The sequence below is a fragment of the Achromobacter sp. ACRQX genome, assembly GCF_022346505.1.
Taxonomy (GTDB): Bacteria; Pseudomonadota; Gammaproteobacteria; order Burkholderiales; family Burkholderiaceae_B; genus Achromobacter; species Achromobacter animicus.
This window is the reverse complement of record NZ_JAKRML010000011.1, coordinates 92,476-109,310: the sequence shown is the minus strand read 5'-3', so window position 1 is coordinate 109,310 and position 16,835 is coordinate 92,476. Positions and strand designations below refer to the sequence as shown.

Annotated in this window: 18 protein-coding genes; 9 read left to right on the top strand and 9 right to left on the bottom strand. The window is 68.3% G+C overall.

Going from position 1 to position 16,835, the window contains the following annotated elements; genetic code table 11:
- Positions 1 to 21: 21 nt before the first annotated feature.
- From MHZ91_RS12725 to MHZ91_RS12700, 6 genes are all read left to right on the top strand, one after another.
- Positions 22 to 771 carry an SDR family NAD(P)-dependent oxidoreductase gene (locus tag MHZ91_RS12725; protein ID WP_218343403.1) on the top strand — a complete coding sequence of 250 codons (750 nt, stop codon included), beginning with the start codon at positions 22 to 24 and terminating at the stop codon, positions 769 to 771.
- Between the two features lie 35 nt (positions 772 to 806).
- Positions 807 to 1,796, top strand: coding sequence for a TRAP transporter substrate-binding protein (locus tag MHZ91_RS12720; protein WP_175138497.1), 990 nt, complete (start codon positions 807 to 809; stop codon positions 1,794 to 1,796).
- A gap of 74 nt (positions 1,797 to 1,870) precedes the next feature.
- A complete protein-coding gene (locus MHZ91_RS12715) occupies positions 1,871 to 2,401 on the top strand; it encodes a TRAP transporter small permease (RefSeq protein ID WP_239213894.1) in 531 nt (176 codons plus the stop codon).
- A gap of 13 nt (positions 2,402 to 2,414) precedes the next feature.
- On the top strand, positions 2,415 to 3,674 hold the full coding sequence (locus MHZ91_RS12710; RefSeq protein ID WP_218343401.1) for a TRAP transporter large permease: 1,260 nt from the start codon (positions 2,415 to 2,417) through the stop codon (positions 3,672 to 3,674).
- Positions 3,675 to 3,702: 28 nt separating this feature from the next.
- On the top strand, positions 3,703 to 4,566 hold the full coding sequence (locus MHZ91_RS12705) for a transketolase (protein ID WP_239213891.1): 864 nt from the start codon (positions 3,703 to 3,705) through the stop codon (positions 4,564 to 4,566).
- Positions 4,563 to 5,573, top strand: coding sequence for a transketolase family protein (locus MHZ91_RS12700; RefSeq protein WP_175124075.1), 1,011 nt, complete (start codon positions 4,563 to 4,565; stop codon positions 5,571 to 5,573). The genes MHZ91_RS12705 and MHZ91_RS12700 overlap by 4 nt, the downstream gene beginning before the upstream one ends.
- 24 nt (positions 5,574 to 5,597) lie before the next feature.
- Here MHZ91_RS12700 and MHZ91_RS12695 read toward each other — a convergent pair whose 3' ends face one another.
- Entirely contained in the window at positions 5,598 to 6,845 is a 1,248-nt protein-coding gene (locus MHZ91_RS12695) for an MFS transporter (protein ID WP_239213888.1), read from the bottom strand.
- Positions 6,846 to 6,937: 92 nt separating this feature from the next.
- Between MHZ91_RS12695 and MHZ91_RS12690 the strand changes: the two genes are divergently transcribed.
- A complete protein-coding gene (locus MHZ91_RS12690; protein WP_218343399.1) occupies positions 6,938 to 7,390 on the top strand; it encodes a helix-turn-helix domain-containing protein in 453 nt (150 codons plus the stop codon).
- Between the two features lie 2 nt (positions 7,391 to 7,392).
- Here the strand turns inward: MHZ91_RS12690 and MHZ91_RS12685 are convergent, their stop codons facing one another.
- The 4 genes from MHZ91_RS12685 to MHZ91_RS12670 form a co-directional block, all read right to left on the bottom strand.
- Complete coding sequence (locus tag MHZ91_RS12685; protein WP_239213885.1) at positions 7,393 to 8,343, bottom strand: pyridoxamine 5'-phosphate oxidase family protein; 951 nt, start codon at positions 8,341 to 8,343, stop codon at positions 7,393 to 7,395.
- Positions 8,344 to 8,372: 29 nt separating this feature from the next.
- The gene (locus tag MHZ91_RS12680) at positions 8,373 to 9,026 is read right to left on the bottom strand and encodes a glutathione S-transferase family protein (protein ID WP_239213883.1); all 654 of its coding nucleotides are present in this window, start codon (positions 9,024 to 9,026) and stop codon (positions 8,373 to 8,375) included.
- A 105-nt stretch (positions 9,027 to 9,131) separates the two neighbouring features.
- Entirely contained in the window at positions 9,132 to 10,037 is a 906-nt protein-coding gene (locus tag MHZ91_RS12675) for a LysR family transcriptional regulator (RefSeq protein WP_239213880.1), read from the bottom strand.
- A complete protein-coding gene (locus tag MHZ91_RS12670) occupies positions 10,034 to 10,951 on the bottom strand; it encodes a LysR substrate-binding domain-containing protein (protein WP_239213877.1) in 918 nt (305 codons plus the stop codon). The genes MHZ91_RS12675 and MHZ91_RS12670 overlap by 4 nt, the downstream gene beginning before the upstream one ends.
- A 104-nt stretch (positions 10,952 to 11,055) precedes the next feature.
- Between MHZ91_RS12670 and MHZ91_RS12665 the strand changes: the two genes are divergently transcribed.
- Entirely contained in the window at positions 11,056 to 12,354 is a 1,299-nt protein-coding gene (locus MHZ91_RS12665; RefSeq protein ID WP_239213876.1) for an MFS transporter, read from the top strand.
- Here MHZ91_RS12665 and MHZ91_RS12660 read toward each other — a convergent pair.
- On the bottom strand, positions 12,311 to 13,195 hold the full coding sequence (locus tag MHZ91_RS12660; protein ID WP_239213875.1) for a LysR substrate-binding domain-containing protein: 885 nt from the start codon (positions 13,193 to 13,195) through the stop codon (positions 12,311 to 12,313). The two genes, MHZ91_RS12665 and MHZ91_RS12660, sit on opposite strands and share 44 nt — an antisense overlap.
- 117 nt (positions 13,196 to 13,312) lie before the next feature.
- Between MHZ91_RS12660 and MHZ91_RS12655 the strand changes: the two genes are divergently transcribed.
- A complete protein-coding gene (locus MHZ91_RS12655) occupies positions 13,313 to 13,987 on the top strand; it encodes a flavodoxin family protein (RefSeq protein ID WP_239213874.1) in 675 nt (224 codons plus the stop codon).
- On the opposite strand, the gene MHZ91_RS12650 is transcribed toward MHZ91_RS12655, so the two are convergent.
- The 3 genes from MHZ91_RS12650 to MHZ91_RS12640 form a co-directional block, all read right to left on the bottom strand.
- Positions 13,927 to 14,748, bottom strand: coding sequence for an AraC family transcriptional regulator (locus MHZ91_RS12650; protein WP_239213873.1), 822 nt, complete (start codon positions 14,746 to 14,748; stop codon positions 13,927 to 13,929). The genes MHZ91_RS12655 and MHZ91_RS12650 overlap by 61 nt on opposite strands.
- Positions 14,749 to 14,768: 20 nt before the next feature.
- Complete coding sequence (locus MHZ91_RS12645; RefSeq protein WP_239213872.1) at positions 14,769 to 15,728, bottom strand: proline dehydrogenase family protein; 960 nt, start codon at positions 15,726 to 15,728, stop codon at positions 14,769 to 14,771.
- Positions 15,729 to 15,860: 132 nt separating this feature from the next.
- Positions 15,861 to 16,769, bottom strand: coding sequence for a DMT family transporter (locus tag MHZ91_RS12640; RefSeq protein ID WP_239213871.1), 909 nt, complete (start codon positions 16,767 to 16,769; stop codon positions 15,861 to 15,863).
- Positions 16,770 to 16,835: the final 66 nt, after the last annotated feature.

The following is a 16,835-nucleotide window of genomic DNA, read 5'->3' as shown; positions in this document are numbered from 1 at the left end:
ACAAGGACAGGAGGAAGACAGATGTTGCTCAAGGACAAGGTGGCCGTGATTTCCGGCGGCGCAGGAATCAACGGACTGGGATTTGCCACCGCCCGCCAGATGGCTGCGCACGGCGCGCGCGTGGTGATCCTGGACCTGGAACGCGCCGAGCCCGCCCGCGCCGCCGCCCGGCTGGGCGACGGCCATCTGGGGCTGGTGGCGGACGTGACCGACAAGACGGCCTGCATCGCGGCCATCGAACAGGCCGTCAAGACGTTCGGCAGGATCGACATCCTGGTGAACAACGCCGGCATTACGCAGCCGGTCAAGACGCTGGAGATCACCGGCGCCGACTACGACCGCATCCTGGACGTGAGCCTGCGCGGCACGCTCTACCTGTCGCAGGCCGTCCTGCCCGCCATGCAGGCGCAACGTTCGGGGTCCATCGTCTGCATCTCGTCGGTATCGGCCCAACGCGGCGGCGGCATCTTTGGCGGACCGCACTACTCCGCCGCGAAGGCAGGCGTGCTGGGCCTGGCGCGGGCCATGGCGCGCGAGTTCGGCGGCGACGGCATCCGGATCAACTGCATCACACCCGGCCTGATCGAAACCGACATCACGCAAGGCAAGCTGTCCGCCGAGCGCAAGGCCGACATCGAAGGCACCATCCCGCTGGCACGCCTGGGCCGGGCGGACGACGTGGCGGGCGCGTGCGTGTTCCTGGCGAGCGACCTGTCGGCGTACTGCACGGGCATCACGCTGGACGTCAACGGAGGCATGTTGATTCACTGATCCGCAGCACCCCACAAAAAATTGGAGGAGACATCATGAAAAGCAGAAAAATGCTTCAGGCGGGCCTGGTCCTGGCCGCCGCCACCCTGCTGCCGCTGGCGGCGCAGGCGCAAAACCTCAAGCTGACGCTGGGCCACGGCGCAGCCGTCGGCAATCCCCGCCACGACGCCTCGGTGAAGTTTGCCGAGGTGCTGAAGGCAAAGACAGGCGGGCGCATCGAAGTCCAGGTCGCGCCGTCCGCGCAGTTGGGCGACGACGCCGCCATGGTCACTGCGCTGCGCACGGGCGCCCTGGACATGAGCGCCAACTCCCAGGGCGCCGTCGCCGCCGCCGTGCCGGAGTACGCCGCCTTCGGCATGCCATTCCTGTTCCCGGACGCCAGCGCGGCATTCAAGCTGCTGGACGGGCCGCTGGGCAAGGAGCTGGCCGAAAAATCGGCCGCCAAGAACCTGATCCTGCTGGGAACCTGGGACAACGGCATCCGCCAGATGACCAACAGCAAGCATCCCATCAACAAGGTCGAGGACATGAAGGGCCTGAAGATGCGGGTGCCGCCCGACGCGACGCTGGTCGACATCATGAACGCCCTGGGCGCGCAGGCGCAGCAGATCAAGTTCGCGGAACTGTATGTGGCGTTGCAGCAGGGCGTGGTGGACGGCCAGGAGAATCCGCTGGTGAACTTCGAGGCCAGCAAGCTGTACGAAGTGCAGAAGCACCTGGCGATGACCAATCACCAGTTCCAGATGACGCCCTTCCTGATGAGCAAGCGCACCTGGGACCGGCTGAGCGACGCCGACCGCAAGGCCGTGCGTGAAGCCGCCGACGAAGCGTCGGCCTTTCAGCGCAAGCTGAGCCGGGACGCCGACACGCGGCTGCTGGCCGATCTGAAAGCCAAGGGCGTGCAGGTCACGACGCCGGACACCGCCGCATTCGCCAAGGCCACCGCGCCGGTCGACGAAAAATGGCTGGCCGGTCCCATCGGCCCGTACGTGAAGAAGGTTCTGGCCGCGGCGCGCGGCAACTGATATGTCCTTTCGGCCGCCCCGTCCCGTCCCTCGCGACGGCACGGCGGCGGACCGGCCACAAGGCAGGAGACAACATGAATACCGATCGACACGGACTGGTCGGCAAGGTCATCGACGGCATATGCCGCGTGATCCTGTGGCTGTCCACCACGGTGATCTTCGTGATCCTCGTCGTCAACACCGCACTGCGATACGCAACCGGTTCAAGCCTGGAATGGGCCAACGAGATCCCCGAACTGCTTTTTCCCTGGCTCGTCATGTCAGGGGTTGTGCTGGCCGCGCTGCACAACGCGCATATCGCCACCACGTTCCTGATGGACGCCTTGCCGGCTCATGCCCGCCGCGTGGTCGCGGCCGCGGCCTGGAGCGTGGTCGCCGTCCTGTACGCCACGCTGTCCTGGGCGACGTTCAACATGATCGAGATCGTCCACGACGAAAAATCCCCCATCCTGCAAATGCCCGGCTCGCTCACCTACGGGTGCGTGATGGGCGGGATGCTGCTGCTCGCCGTGCTGGCGGGGCAGTCGGCGTGGCAGAGCTGGCATTGCCGCGACGCCGCGGCGCAGCCCGACGGCGAGCCGCAGGCGCCCGCCGTGCACTGGTGACGGGAGAACAGCCATGAGTGCATTGATTCTGATCGTCTTCATGGGCGCCGCCGTTGCGGCCATGCCCATCGCCCACGCCTTGCTCGTCGCCGCCATGGCGGCCGTCGCCAGCACGGACCGCGTGCCGCTGGACGTGGTGGTCCAGCAGATGGTCTCGCAGGTGCAGAGCTTTCCCCTGATCGCCATTCCGTTCTTCATGCTGACCGGGTCGCTGATGATGGGCGGCAAGCTCGGCGAAGCGCTGGTGGGCGTGCTGTCCGCGCTGATCGGCCGCTATCACGGCGGACCCGCGCAGGTCGGCGTGCTGTCGTCCACGCTGTTCGGCGGCGTGTCGGGCTCGGCGGTGGCGGATGCGTCGGCCATCGGCTCGCTGATGATTCCGTGGCACAAGCGGCTGGGCTACCCGGCCGCCTTCTCGGCCGCCACGCTGGCCGCCGCCGCCACCATCGACATCCTGATTCCGCCGTCGATCCCGCTGATCCTGTTTGCCCTTGCCGCCAATGCGTCGATCGCGTCGCTGTTCGTTGCGGGGATTCTGCCCGGCCTGCTGCTGTGCGGCGGCTTCATGCTGGCCTGCTGGTGGGTGGGCCGCCGCCGCAACTTTCCCCGCGACACGTCGCCCTTCAACGGCGCGGCGTTCCGCCGGCACCTGTTGTATGCCTTGCCCGCCGTCGTTCTGCCGCTGCTGATCATCGTGTTCCTGCGGTTCGGCATTGCCACCCCGACCGAGGTCGCGGTCCTGTCCACGTTCTACGCGGGCCTGGTGTCGGCCGTGATGTACCGCGATCTGTCGTGGTCGCGGCTCAATGCCGCCATCGTCCACGCGGGGCTGGCGACCGGCGTGGTCCTGCTGGTGATCATGGCGTCCTCGGCCATCGGCTGGCTGCTGACCTTCGACCAGACGCCGCAGGGCATCGCGCATTGGGTCCAGGAAAACGTCCACGCCAAATGGCTGGTCATCCTGCTGATGAACCTGATGATGCTGTTTCTGGGCATGTTCATCGACCTGCCCGCCGCCGTGCTGCTGCTGGCGCCGGTGTTCGTGCCGCTGGCGCAGAGCATCGGCATGGACATGACGCAGCTGGGCGTGATGATGGTCGTGAACCTGGCCATCGGCCTGTATACGCCACCCGTCGGCACCACGCTTTTCATCACCAGTGCACTGGCCAAAGTGAAGGTCGGCCAGACCGTGCGCGAGCTGGCGCCCTTCTATCTGGTCGCCTTTGCGGTGCTGGGACTGGTGTCCTACGTGCCCGCCAGCATCCTGAAATGAACCCCACACCATGAATAGGGAGCTTCGAATGGAGCAGTCCAAATCTTTGAGCGACCTGGCGTCCGCCGCCTGGCGCATCCGCCACTACGCGGTCCGCATGGGCGAAGTCCAGGGCCAGGGCTACATCGGCCAGGCGCTCGGCTGGGCCGACGTGCTGGCAGTCGCCTACCGCCACGCCATGAACGTACAGCCGGGCGACGCGCAATGGGAAGGCCGCGACCGCTTTCTCCTGTCGCATGGCCACTACGCCATTGCCCACTACGCGGCGCTGATCGAGGCCGGCATCATCCCGGAAAGCGAACTCGACACCTATGGCAGCGACGACAGCCGTCTGCCCATGTCCGGCATGGCGACCTACACGCCGGGCATGGAGATCTCGGGCGGATCGCTGGGCCAGGGCCTGTCCATCGGCGTCGGCATCGCGCTGGGGCTCAAGCACAAGCGCAATCCGGCCTTCGTCTACAACTCCATGTCGGACGGCGAGCTGGACGAGGGCTCGACCTGGGAAGCGGCAATGGGCGCCGCACACCACGAACTGGACAACCTCATCTGCCTGGTCGACATCAACAACCAGCAGGCGGACGGCCCGTCGGGCAAGGTGATGGGATTCGAGCCGCTGGCTGACAAGTGGGCAGCCTTTGGCTGGCACGTGCAGCGCGTGGACGGCAACGACCTGCCCGCCGTCGTGCAGGCGTTCGATACCGCGCGCGCGCTGCCCGACGCCAAGCCGCGCGTCATCCTGTTTGATACCCGGATGGGCAAGGGCATCCCGTTTCTTGAGCAACGCGAGAAAAACCACTTCATCCGCGTCGACCCGCCGGAATGGCAACAGGCGCTCGACATCCTGGACCAGAACCGCCCCACCCCCACGACCGAAGGAGCCTGGTCATGAGCAGCGCCAGCACCCAGCAAAAGCCCCGCCTCACCACGTCCGCGATGATCGCGTCGATTGCCTCGGAGGGGCAGCGCGTCCGCGCGGCGCCCTTCGGCAAGGCGCTGGTCGCGTACGCGGAATCGCGTCCGGACGTCGTGGGCCTGACGGCCGACCTGGCCAAATACACCGACCTGCACCTGTTCGCGCAGGCGTATCCCGAGCGCTTCTACCAGATGGGCATGGCCGAGCAGCTGCTGATGGGCGCGGCGGGCGGCATGGCCAAGGAGGGCCTGGTGCCGTTCGCCACGACTTATGCGGTGTTCGGCACGCGGCGCGCCTACGATTTCATCCATCAGGTCATCGCCGAGGAAAACCTCAACGTCAAGATCTGCTGCGCGCTGCCCGGGCTGACGACCGGCTACGGCCCCAGCCACCAGGCCACCGAAGACCTGGCGATGATGCGCGGCATTCCGGGCCTGACCATCGTCGATCCGTGCGACGCGCTGGACATCGAACAGGCCGTGCCGCAGATCGCCGAGCACCAGGGCCCGGTGTACATGCGCCTGCTGCGCGGCCAGGTGCCGCTGGTGCTCGACGAGATCGAGGGCTACCGGTTCGAGCTGGGCAAGGCAAAGATGCTGCGCGAAGGCAGCGACGTGCTCATCATTGCCAGCGGCATCATGACGATGCGCGCGCTGGAAGCCGCCGAGGACCTGGCGCGCGACAACATCGGCGTGGCGGTGATGCACAGCCCGACCATCAAGCCGCTGGACGAAGCCAGCCTGGTCGAGGCGGTGCGCTACAAGCACCGGCTGGTGGTCGTGGCCGAGAACCATTCGGTGATCGGCGGGCTGGGCGAAGCGGTGGCCAGCGCATTGCTGCGGCACCGCGTGCAGCCGGCCGGGTTCCAGCTGGCCGGGCTGCCGGACGCGTTCCTGGATGCCGGCGCCCTGCCTACCCTGCATGACCGCTACGGCATCAGCCGCGAAGCGCTGGCCGGCCGCATCAAGCGCTGGCTGGCGTGATCGGAAAACGGCGGGCGCGCGCGGCTAGATGCGCGCCTGTCCGTCAGCGGGACACACCGCGCGCGCCCCGCGCGGCACCGTCGCCGCCCAGAACCCCAACGCCGCCACGCTGATGCCCGCGCCCAGCACACACACGCCCAGCCAGCCCGCGCGGGCGTACACGGCGGTCGCGGCAATCGACCCCAGGCCGCTGCCCACCGCGTAGAACATCATGTAGCCGGCCACCAGCCGGCTGTGCGCCTGCGCGCTGATGCTGAAGATCATCGCCTGATTGGTCACGTGCAGCGCCTGCAGCGCCAGGTCCAGCGCCAGCACGCCCAGCGCCAGCAGCCACAGGCTGTGGTCCAGCAAGGCGATCGGCGCCCACGCCATGCACAGCAGCGCCAGGCCGATGGCGGTGGTGCGCTGGCCATGCCCGGCGTCGGCCTGACGGCCGGCGCGCGCCGCCATCAGCACGCCCACCACCCCGACCAGTCCGAACGCCCCCACCGCCGTGTGCGACAGCGAATGCGGCGGCGCGCTCAGCGGCAGCACCAGCGCGGTCCAGAACGCGCTGAATGCGGCGAACATCAACAGCGCGATCATGCCGCGCACGCGCAGCACGCGTTCCGTGACCAGCAACGTGAAGACGGAACGCAGCAGCCCGCCGTAGCCCAGCCCGGCCACCGGCAGCTGCCGCCGCGGCAGCCAGCGGACCAGCACCAGCGCCAGCACCGCCGACAGAATGGCCGACGCCACATACACCGCGCGCCAGCCCCACAAGTCCGCCAGCGCGCCGGCCAAGGTGCGCGCCAGCAACAGGCCGATGACCACCCCGCCCTGCGCCGCGCCTACGACACGTCCGCGCTCAGCCGGCGCCGCCAGCGCCGCGGACAGCGCAAGCAGGCCCTGCGTCATCGCCGTGCCCAGCAATCCCAACGCCACCATTCCAGCCAGCAGCCACGGCGCGTTCGCAGACGCCGCCACCGCGGCCAAGGCCAGCACCAGAAGTCCCAACTGCCCCAGCAACAGCCGCCGCCGATCCAGGAGGTCGCCCAACGGCACCACGAAGAACAGCGCCAGCGCGCAGCCCAGTTGGGTGGCGGTGATAACGATGCCCACGGCCGCCTGGTCCAGGCGGAATTCGCGGCCGATGGCGTCGAGCAACGGCTGCGCGTAATAGACGTTGGCGACGCTGAGCGCGCACGCCGCTGCCAGCAGGAAAACCAGCGCGGGCGGCATCGAGGGGGTCGCATCGCCTTCGGGCGGGTCGGATCGGGCGGTCGGGTTCATGATTAATCTGGTTTTATTACAAAACCAGAATGCTAGACCTCCAGGTTTTATAATGCAACCAACTTCGTTCTGAAAAACCGCAAGGAGCCCGCATGGTCAAACGCACCAGCCTTGAAGGCGCCGCCTGCCCGGTCGCGCGCTCGCTCGACGCCATCGGCGACTGGTGGTCACTGCTTATCGTGAGGGATGCCTTTGACGGCCTGCGCCGGTTTGGTGAATTCCAGAAAAGCCTGGGCATGGCCAAGAACATCCTGAGCGACCGGCTGCGCACGCTGGTCGCGCACGGCATTCTTGCCGTCGCGCCGGCGTCCGACGGCAGCGCCTACCAGGAATACGTGCTCACGGATAAAGGCAAGGCGCTGTTTCCGGTGATCGTCGGACTGCGCCAGTGGGGCGAGGACCACTACTACGGCCCCGATGAGGCGCATTCCACCCTGATCGACCGCCAGCGCGGGCAGCCGGTGCAACGGATGGAGATCCGCGCGCAGGACGGCCGCCTGCTGCACCCCGACGACACGGTCGTGCGCAAGGTGGCGGACGCCTGAGACTATGCGGCTGCCGGCCACCGCCCGGTCGCCAGTGCAGTGGGCGACCACGCATCGAAGCGCCAGCGCAGGGCCAGCGCACCCGGCCGGCGGACCACGCGGCGCACGTGCACGCGCCACAGGCGTTCGGCGCCCTCGAACACGGCGATTTCGGGGCTGTCCAGAATCACCTCGGCGCGCCCCGTCAGTTGCAGCAGGTCGCCGCGTTCAAAGTCGATGAACAGCAGACCGGCAACGGGATTCGCGGCCAGGTTGCCCAGGGTGTTGAAAAAGCGGTTGCCGGAAAAGTCCGGAATGGTCAGCACGTCGCCATCCACCCGCACGAAGCCGGGCTTGCCGCCCCGGTGCGACACGTCGACGGCGTGCCCGGCATAGCTGGCGACAAAGAAGGTGTCGGACGCCGAGATCAGCGCGCGCGCCGCGTCATCCAGTCCGGCGCGCTCCGGCAATGCGGCGGCAAAGCGCATCGACGGCGAGCGCGAGAAGAAGAAGTCGCGCGACTGGATGTACTGCGGACAATTGCCGAAGGATTGCGCCACCGCCACGTCGAAGCGCTTGCCATCCCAGGCGGCGATGCGGCCGTTCATGCGGTTGCGCCGGCGCGTGTGCAGCTCGATGCCCAGCAAGCCGACGGGCTGGCCCAATTCCAACCCGGCGCGCAGCGGATCGTCCTCGTCCGGCATGGCCGCGATGCGCAGCGTATGCGGGTCCGGCGACACGGCAAAGCCCGGCTGCCCTTCCAGAATGCCGGCCCACGGGTCGCCCTGCGGGTCCACGGCGCCGGCCACCACGAACGGCAACTGCGCGAAGAATTCGCGATGCTGATCCGGCATGTAGTCGCGGATGACCTTGCGGCCCACCATGTCCATGCGCGCGGCCACGCCGGCGTGCTCCTGCAGGTGCAGTTCGCCCGCATGCCAGGGAGACGGTGCGGTGTGTTCGGGCAGATTCATGACGGTGTCCTTGCAGGGTGCGCGGGTCTTCAGGCGGCCAGCAGGCCCACGGGCGACGAAGCCATGGGAACGAACCGCGGCAGGTTTTCGATGCGCGTGAGCCACGCACGGATGCGCGGGTAATCGGCCAGCGACACGTTGCCTTCGGGCGCATGCGCCACATAGGCGTAGCAGGCGACGTCGGCGATGGTCGGCGCACTGCCGGCCAGGAACTCGCGGTGCGTGAGTTCTCCCTCCATCACCCCAAGCAGCGCATGGGCCCGCGTCAACGTGGCGTCCACATCGAGGGGCGCGCCGAACAGCGTCACCAGCCGCGCCGACGCGGGCCCGCCGGCCAGCGGCCCCGATGCCACCGACAGCCAGCGCTGCACGGCGGCCGCGCCAACCGGATCGTCCGGCAGCCAGGCGCGGCCGCCGTATTGCTTGGCCAGGTACACCAGGATGGCGGTCGAGTCGGCCACCACGACGCCGTTGTCGTCGATGACGGGCACCTGGCCGAAAGCATTGAGCGCCAGGAAATCAGGCCGCTTTTGTTCGCGCTGTCGCAGGTCGACGTCGATGCGTTCGTGCGCGACATCCAGCAGTGACAGCATCAGCGCGACCCGATGCGCGTGGCCGGACAGCGGGAAACTGTAGAACTTCAGCGGAGCGGCAGCCTGCGCCGGGGCGGGGTTGGTTTGCATCGGGGATCTCCCTGGTGGATTCGAGACTCCATGTTGGGACCCGCGACGCAAATCCGGAACGGCCGGCGCCGGCAAGACACTCTTGCGGTAAATGAAATAAACCCGTCAGGCGGGCAGCGCCGCCAGATCCGCGCGTAGCGCATCCACGCAGAAATCCACAAAGCTGCGCACCTTGGCCGAGCTTTTGCGCCCTTCCGGATACACCAGATGCACGGGCACGGGCGGCATCTCGAAGCCGCGCAGCACCACCTGCAAGGCGCCGCTGGCCAGGTGCGGCGCCACCTGATAGGACATTACCTGCGTCAGGCCCCAGCCTTCGCGCGCGGCCGCCACCGCCGCCTGGAACGACGTCACGGTCAACTGCGATTGCAGGTTCAGGCGCACGGTCTGGCCGGCCTGCGCAAAACGCCACTGCGGCGCGCGGCCTTCCATGGCAGCCGTGATGGTGCAGAAGCGATGCAGCGACTCGGGGTCGGCCGGCTCGCCATGGTCGCGCAGAAAGCCGGGCGCGGCGCACACCACGCGGCGCACGTGTCCCACGGGCACCGCCGTCAACGAGGAATCGGGCAGCGCGCCGATCCGCACCGCGACATCGATGTCCTCGTCCACCAGATTGACGACGCGATCCACCAGAAGCGCCCGCACCGACACCTGGCGATGGGCGCGCAAGTATCCCAGCACTGCCGGCATCACATGCAGCTCGCCAAACAGCGCGGGCGCGGTGATCGCCAGCGCGCCGCGCGGCACCGCCATAGCACCGGCGGCGGCGTCGTCGGCGCGTTCAACGTCTTCCAGGATGCGGCGGCAATCGGCGGCATAGCGCTGGCCGGCTTCGGTCAGGCGCAGACTGCGCGTGGTGCGCACCAGCAGCAAGGCGCCCAGACGACGTTCCAGCGCCGCCACACTGCGCGTGACGGTGGGCGCGGACATTTCCAGGCGCCGGGCCCCGCCGGAAAAACTGCCCGCGTCCGCCACGGCTAGGAATACCGTCATTTCATGAAATTGGTTCACAGCGAGGCCCGCTCCTGAAAACGCGTGGCCGCCAACGCGGCGACGCTGTCATTGACGCATTGCACCAGGATTTCGTCCAGCGCGGCGCAGACCGGATCGGGCTGCGCCTGCGCGCGGTACAGCGACAACGCGATGACCGGCAAGTCGGGCAACCTGTGTTCGCCCGGCTTCATCACGCGAACGGTGGACGGCAGGCCAAGGGGCGTGCGCACGGCCACTCCCAGCCCCGCGGAAACTGCCGCCCACAGGCCGGAAAGACTCGGGCTGGTGAAGGCGGCCAGCCAGGCGATGCCGGCGCGGTCCAGCGCGTCGGTGGCGCAGCCGCGGAACAGGCAGGGCGACTCGAAGGCCGCCAGCGGCAGCGCGCCGTCCGCATCCGGCACCGGCGCAGGGTGCGCGGGCCCGATCCAGCACATCGGCAGCTCGGCCAGCCGCTGTGCCTGCGGCTGGCGGGCGTCGTGGTCCCAGGCCAGCGCCAAATCAAGCTGGCCCAGCGCGACGCGTTCCAGAAGGTCCGGGTTGCGGGCGACGCGCGCTTCGATCCGGACCTTGGGATGGGCGCGCGCAAAGCGGCCGAGCACGCGCGGCAGCAGCATCTCGGCAAAATCCTCTTGCAGGCCGAGACGCACGCGGCCGTGCAATTGCGTGCCGCGCACGGCGCGCGCGGCCTGATCGTTCAGATCTAGCAGCCGGCGCGCGTAGGCCAACATGGTCTCGCCGGCATCGGTCAGCGCCAAGCCCCGCCCGTCCTTGCGCAGCAGCGGCACGCCGGCCTGCTCCTCCAGCTTTTTGAGCTGCGCGCTGACGGCCGACGTCGACCGGCCCAGGCGATCGGCCGCGCGCCCGAAGCTGCCCAGGTCGACGCCCGCGACGAAGCTGCGCAGCACCTCCAGGTCGAACGTGCTCGGTCTCATTCGATAATCCCGATTTTCAAAAGCATTGGTACAAAACTTCCTGATTTTCAGAAGCATGCTAGGCGCGCACACTGGCGCCGTCAATGTTTCTGCAGGCGCCTGCCATGTCCGATCGCCCTACCTTTGTCCGCCCACCTCACCGCTGGAAGGTGCTGGCCGTGGGCGTCGCCGCCAACACCGCGTTTTCCGCCGTGGCGGCCGGCCTGCCCACCACCGCTGTCTTCATGCGCGCGGGCTACCGTCTCGATACCGATCAATTGGCGCTGGCGCTGGGCTTGTTGGGGTTGGGCGTGGCGCTCTTTGAGCTGCCTTGGGGATTGCTGACCGATCGGTGGGGCGACCGTCCCGTGCTGCTCGGCGGTTTGGGTTCGACCGCGGCAGCGCTGGCCTGGATGAGCGGCTGGGTGGCGCCGGTGGACGGCTTCGTGCCCAGCCTCTGGCTGCTGGCCGTGGGGCTGGTGCTGGTCGGCATGCTGGGCGGCAGCGTCAATGGCGCCAGCGGCCGCGCCGTGATGGCGTGGTTCGACGACGGCGAGCGCGGACTGGCAATGAGCATCCGCCAGACCGCCGTGCCGCTGGGCGGTGGCCTGGGCGCACTGCTGTTGCCTTGGCTGGCGGCCAATGCCGGGTTCGGGGCGGTGTTTGGCGTGCTGGCGGTGATGTGCGGCACGGCCGCGTTGCTTGCGGCGTGCTGGCTGCGGGAGCCTGGCGAGCCGAAAGTTTCTTATGCACCCGCCCCGGCTCGCCCAGCCGGCAGCAGCCCCATGACCGACACCCGCGTCTGGCGCGCGGCGTTCGCCATCGGCATCATGTGCGGCCCGCAGTTCGCGGTTTTGACCTTTGCCGCCGTCTTCCTGCACGATGCCCTGCATGCGGGGATCGGCGTGCTCACGGCGGTGATGGTGGCCGTTCAACTGGGCGCCATGGCCGCGCGCATCGCGAGCGGACGATGGACCGATCGCCGCGGCAACCGGCGCGCTTACCTGCGCGGCTGCGCGCTGCTGAGCTTTGCGTTGTACGCGGCGCTGGCAGGCGCGGCATGGGCGGCGGGCGCCAGCCCCAACGGATGGCAGGTATTCGCCCTGGCCGTGCTGCTGGCCGCCGCCGGCATTTGCGCGTCGGCCTGGCATGGCGTCGCCTACACCGAACTTGCCACGCTGGCGGGCGCCTCGCGCGCGGGCACGGCGCTCGGCATGGCCAATAGCTGCGTCTATCTGGTGCTGTTTGCCACGCCGCTGGCTATCGCGCATATCGTCGCCGCGAGCTCGTGGCCCGTCGCCTGGCTGATCGCGGGATCCTGCATGCTGGCCGCCCTGCCGCTGCTGCCGCGCGCCGCCGCACATCCGGCCACGGATGCCGCTACGCGCGGAATTCCTTGCGCAGCCACGACAGGAAAGCCTTGACCGGCGGGTGGCGTTCGCGCCCCGGCGCGCACAGCGCCGTGTAGGCCGACCCCGCGACGCGTATCTCCGGCCGGAAGGAAACCAGCGTTCCCGCGGCCACGCTGTCCGACACCATGACCGAACTGGCCAGCACCAGGCCTTGGCCTGCAATGGCGGCCTGCAGCGCGTAGTGTTCCTCGGTGTAGGCATGTTCGGCCGCAGGCCGCCGCCAGGCTGGCAGGCCGGCGGCCGCGCACCATGCCTGCCAGCCTTCGTCATACAGTTCCGAATCGCGCCAGCGCACCGTCACCAGCGCGGGCGCACGGCGGCCGGCGTGCGCGATCTGCGCGGGCGCGCCATACACCCCAAACCACTCGGGCAGCGTGCAGGCCGCGTGCAAGCCGGGATAGCGCCGGCGGCTGTAGCGGATGGCGACATCCACGCTGGCGTCCTGCAACAGGTCCACGGGGTCGGGCGACGCGTCCAGGCGCAACTGGTACTGCGGATAGACCTCGTGAAAGCGCCCCAGCCGCGGCACCAGCCACAAAGCGGCAAAGGAATGGGTGGTGGACACGGTCAGCGCGCCGGACTCGGGCGCGGGCCGCAAGGCGTCCAGCGTCTGCGCGACGTCCAGCAACGCGCCATGTACGCCGGCAAACAGACGCGCCCCCTTGTCGGTCAGCCGCACGCCGCGCGGCACACGCTCGAACAGCGCGCAGCCCATATGCCGCTCCAGTGCCTTGACCTGGTGCGACACCGCGGTGGGCGTGACCGACAACTCGGCCGCGGCCAGCTTGAAACTGCGCAACCGCGCCGCGGCCTCGAACGTACGCAGCGCTGTGACGGGAAGCGTGGCAAACATGGGCGCGAATCCTGGGATGAATTGCGTTCATCTTAGTGAAGGAATGATCAGTTGTCGCTTCTTGTCTGATGACGCCACCATTCGGCTTCAGATCGTTATCTTTGATAGGAGCCAGGCATGAATTCAACTCATCGAGTCAAACGCTTGTTGATCTTGGTCGGCAGTCCCCGCCGCGATGGCAATAGCGCCGCGCTGGCCGCATCCGCCCGCCAGGGCGCGGAAACGGCCGGCACGTTGGCGTCGGTGCATTTCCTGGACGACTACATCCAGGGTCTGCTGCCGGACTTGCGCCACGCCAAGCCGCCCGCCGACCGTTACGCCGAACTCTTCCTTGAACACTTCCTGCCCGCCGATGGCGTGCTGTTCTGCACGCCCATCTACTGGTATGGCATGTCCGCGCAGACCAAGGCGTTCTTCGACCGGTCATTCAGCCATTACGCGGGATCCGGGCCAGAACCGGAACGCGTCAAGGCCGGCATGGCCGGCAAGCGGCTGGGGTTGGCGGTGGCCTCGGAAGAAACCTATCCCGGCGCGGCGCTGGGCATCGTGCATCAGGTGCAGGAATATGCGCGGTATACGCATTCGGATTTCGTGGGCTACGTGCATGGCGCCGGCAACCGGCGCGGCGAGGTGGCGCTCGATCCGCGGCGGCCGCTTGCCGCGGCGCAGTCGCTGGGCGCGGAATTCTTCACGCGGAAATACTCGGACTACCGGCTTGAGACGCCCCGCAGTCACAACGTGTGGGAGCCGCCCGCGCCGGCCTTGAGCAGCACGCCCGGCGGGCTGCCGTAGACTTGCTTGAACACCCGCGTCAGATGCGCCTGGTCGGCAAACCCGACGGCCTGTGCCGCATCGGCCAACGGCAGGCCGCCGCGCAACAGCACCCGTGCGCGCGCCACCCGCCAATTGCGAAGCCACGCCTGGGGCGGCAATCCATAGCGCCGGGCAAACTGCTTGACCAGCGTCGTGCGATGGCGGTTTTGCGCTTGCGCCAAGGCGTCCAGGTCGGGTGCGCAGGCGGGATCCGCCGCCATGCGCTCGCGCAGCAAGGCGCATACGTCGGCGAGGCCGGCGACTGGCGCAGCACCGCCCTCCACCGCCTCTCCATGCGCGGCCAGCGTCCCGAACAGGGCCGCCGAAATGCGTGCGCTGCGCTCAGCCGGCGCGATCTCGCCGGGCGCCAGCGCGTCCAGCCATTGCGCGCAAAGCGCGGCATCCGCGATCACCGGCCCCGCCAGCCGCGCACCGTGCGCGTGCACCGTCCGTTCATGGTCCCGGAACCACGCGGGATCGATGTAGACCATCCGATAGGCGAGCGCCCCCGCCGCTGTGCCGCCGGTATGCACCTGCCCGGGCGCGATGACCACCAGCTCACCCGCGCTGGCGGCATGGGCCACGCCCTGCACGGTGAAGTCGCAGCGGCCGTGTTCAATGGCGCCGATGGACCAGGCGTCGTGGAAATGCGGCGCGTAGCGATACGCGCGCAGATCCGCGATCAGTACGTCGCCGGGCAGTCCCGCGCCGCAATGCCAGATATGTTGAGAAACCGCCATGAATTGCCAGCCATTCGCGGCTACCCGAAGTAATGCCCGTCCACTTTCAGCGAACGGGCCAGCAGCCACGCGTTGCGAGGATTTTCCCCCACGCGGCGGATGGCATACGGCCACCAGTCCGCGCCAAACGGGAGATAGACCCTGACGTTATAGCCCAACCGGCGCAGCGCGATCTGCCAGTCCGGCCGCACGCCGTAAAGCATCTCAAATTCGAAACTGCCGGCAGGCCAGCCGCGCTCGCGCGCCAGGTCGATGATGGCGCCAGCCAGCCGGTCGTCGTGCGTGCCGAAGACCGGGTAAAAGCCAGAGTCCCGCGCCTCGCGCGACAGCATGATGGACGCCGCGTCCAGATAGGCCTGGTCGATGCGCGCGCGCCCGGCGTGGTCAAGCTCACGCTCGGGGAACGCACCCTTTACCAGCCGCAGCGAGGTGCGCTGCCGGATCGCCCAGGCCAGGTCCTCCGGCGTGCGGCGCCGCCGCGCCTGCAGCGTGAGGCCGGCGGGGATGCCCGCTTCCAACAGCGTGCGATGCAGCGTGCAGGTGCGGTCGCGGATGCTGGAATCTTCCATGTCCAGCACCAGCCAGTCGCAGCCTTGGCCGCCAAAGCGCTGCACCGCCGTGCCGATGCGCCGCGCGTTTTCCTCGCCCAGCGTGTCATCGCGCATGTAGCCGATGGCAGTCGGATCGACGGAGACGTGCACGTCCAGGCCGGCCGCGGCCAGCGCCCGGCATGCGTCGACGGCCTGATTGACGTTATGGTCGATTGCAGCGCGGTCCGCCACGTATTCGCCCAGATAGAAGAGCGAGGCGCGGATGCCGTGCGCCTCGCGCAGCTTCACGGCGGTCCGCACGGCCTCGTCCACATCGGCGCCGCCGACGAAACGGCGCGCCAGCGACGTCCGGGCGGCCATCGCCCGCATCATGTGGCCGACCGCCGGGCTGCGGGCCAGCGCAATCGTGGTCTTCTGGAAAATGCTCATTGCCTCACCGCGCAAAGCGGCCACTATGCGGCGGCTGCGGGCGCCTGTCTTGAACGCCCGTGAATGCGTGGCCAGGCATTACCCCCTCCGGCGCAAGGCCAGCGCCGGACGTGAGCACCCGTGAATGCCCGGCTAGGCCTTGCCTGCCGCCAGCGCGCGTCCGGCGCCGAACAGCGGCCGCTGCACGGTCTGCGCCAGCAGCACGCCCGCCAGGGTGACCGCGCCACCCAGCAGGTGATAGCTGTGCAGGCGTTCGCGCAGCATCACGAAGGCGGCCAGCGCTGTGAAGAGCGGCAGCAGGTTGATGAAAATGCTGCAGCGGTTGGGCCCCAAGCGCTGCACGCCTTCGATCCACAGATACGACAGCAACACCGACGAGAAGATGCCGGCATACAGAATGAGCGGCACCGTATTGACGTCCAGCGCCGCTTGCGCTGCCGGCACGCGCAGGTAGAGCGGGAACATGTAGATCAGCGCGAAGATGGACTGCACGAAGGTGGACTGCCAGGCGGGCACCGGCACTCTCCAGTGGCGCAGCAGCACGCCGTACAGCGCATACGACAAGGCGGCCAGCAGCATCAGGCCGTCGCCCACGTGCACGCCATGCTGGAACACGCTGAGCATGTCGCCCTGCCCCACCAGATACAAAAGGCCCAGGAACGACAACGCGCCGCCGGCGGCCATGCCGAGCGTCAGCGGATCGCGCAGGATCACCACGCTGAGCAACATGCTGAGCAGCGGAATCAGCGCCGTCAGGATGGCCATGTTGGTGGCGGTGGTGGTCTCTGCCGCCCGGTAGGACAGCGCCTGGAACACAGCCGCCGACAGCGCGCCGTACAGCGCCAGCTTGGGCCAGTGGCGCAGAATGACCCGCCGGTTGCGCCACGCCGGACGGGCGGTGAACAGCCCCATCAGGAACAGCGCCAGCAGCAGGCGGTAGAAGGTGATGGCGGTAGGCGAAATGGCGCTGGCGGCCATCTTGGAGACGATGACGTTGCCCGCCCAGAACAGGATGGCGAACAACGGAAAGAGAAAGGGCATGGCGATGAACTCGAAGGATGGATCGGCTCCTTCACTGCCGCCGATTGCGGCGACGTGCAAAGGATG

Bases quoted from the DNA above. Each gene is read 5' to 3' on its own strand.
- MHZ91_RS12715 (WP_239213894.1), top strand. From the start codon at position 1,871: ATGAATACCGATCGACACGGACTGGTCGGCAAGGTCATCGACGGCATA.
- MHZ91_RS12710 (WP_218343401.1), top strand. From the start codon at position 2,415: ATGAGTGCATTGATTCTGATCGTCTTCATGGGCGCCGCCGTTGCGGCC.
- MHZ91_RS12695 (WP_239213888.1), bottom strand. From the start codon at position 6,845: ATGAACCCGACCGCCCGATCCGACCCGCCCGAAGGCGATGCGACCCCC.
- MHZ91_RS12725 (WP_218343403.1), top strand. From the start codon at position 22: ATGTTGCTCAAGGACAAGGTGGCCGTGATTTCCGGCGGCGCAGGAATC.
- MHZ91_RS12705 (WP_239213891.1), top strand. From the start codon at position 3,703: ATGGAGCAGTCCAAATCTTTGAGCGACCTGGCGTCCGCCGCCTGGCGC.
- MHZ91_RS12685 (WP_239213885.1), bottom strand. From the start codon at position 8,343: ATGAATCTGCCCGAACACACCGCACCGTCTCCCTGGCATGCGGGCGAA.
- MHZ91_RS12650 (WP_239213873.1), bottom strand. From the start codon at position 14,748: ATGGCGGTTTCTCAACATATCTGGCATTGCGGCGCGGGACTGCCCGGC.
- MHZ91_RS12655 (WP_239213874.1), top strand. From the start codon at position 13,313: ATGAATTCAACTCATCGAGTCAAACGCTTGTTGATCTTGGTCGGCAGT.
- MHZ91_RS12680 (WP_239213883.1), bottom strand. From the start codon at position 9,026: ATGCAAACCAACCCCGCCCCGGCGCAGGCTGCCGCTCCGCTGAAGTTC.
- MHZ91_RS12660 (WP_239213875.1), bottom strand. From the start codon at position 13,195: ATGTTTGCCACGCTTCCCGTCACAGCGCTGCGTACGTTCGAGGCCGCG.
- MHZ91_RS12700 (WP_175124075.1), top strand. From the start codon at position 4,563: ATGAGCAGCGCCAGCACCCAGCAAAAGCCCCGCCTCACCACGTCCGCG.
- MHZ91_RS12670 (WP_239213877.1), bottom strand. From the start codon at position 10,951: ATGAGACCGAGCACGTTCGACCTGGAGGTGCTGCGCAGCTTCGTCGCG.
- MHZ91_RS12665 (WP_239213876.1), top strand. From the start codon at position 11,056: ATGTCCGATCGCCCTACCTTTGTCCGCCCACCTCACCGCTGGAAGGTG.
- MHZ91_RS12690 (WP_218343399.1), top strand. From the start codon at position 6,938: ATGGTCAAACGCACCAGCCTTGAAGGCGCCGCCTGCCCGGTCGCGCGC.
- MHZ91_RS12640 (WP_239213871.1), bottom strand. From the start codon at position 16,769: ATGCCCTTTCTCTTTCCGTTGTTCGCCATCCTGTTCTGGGCGGGCAAC.
- MHZ91_RS12645 (WP_239213872.1), bottom strand. From the start codon at position 15,728: ATGAGCATTTTCCAGAAGACCACGATTGCGCTGGCCCGCAGCCCGGCG.
- MHZ91_RS12720 (WP_175138497.1), top strand. From the start codon at position 807: ATGAAAAGCAGAAAAATGCTTCAGGCGGGCCTGGTCCTGGCCGCCGCC.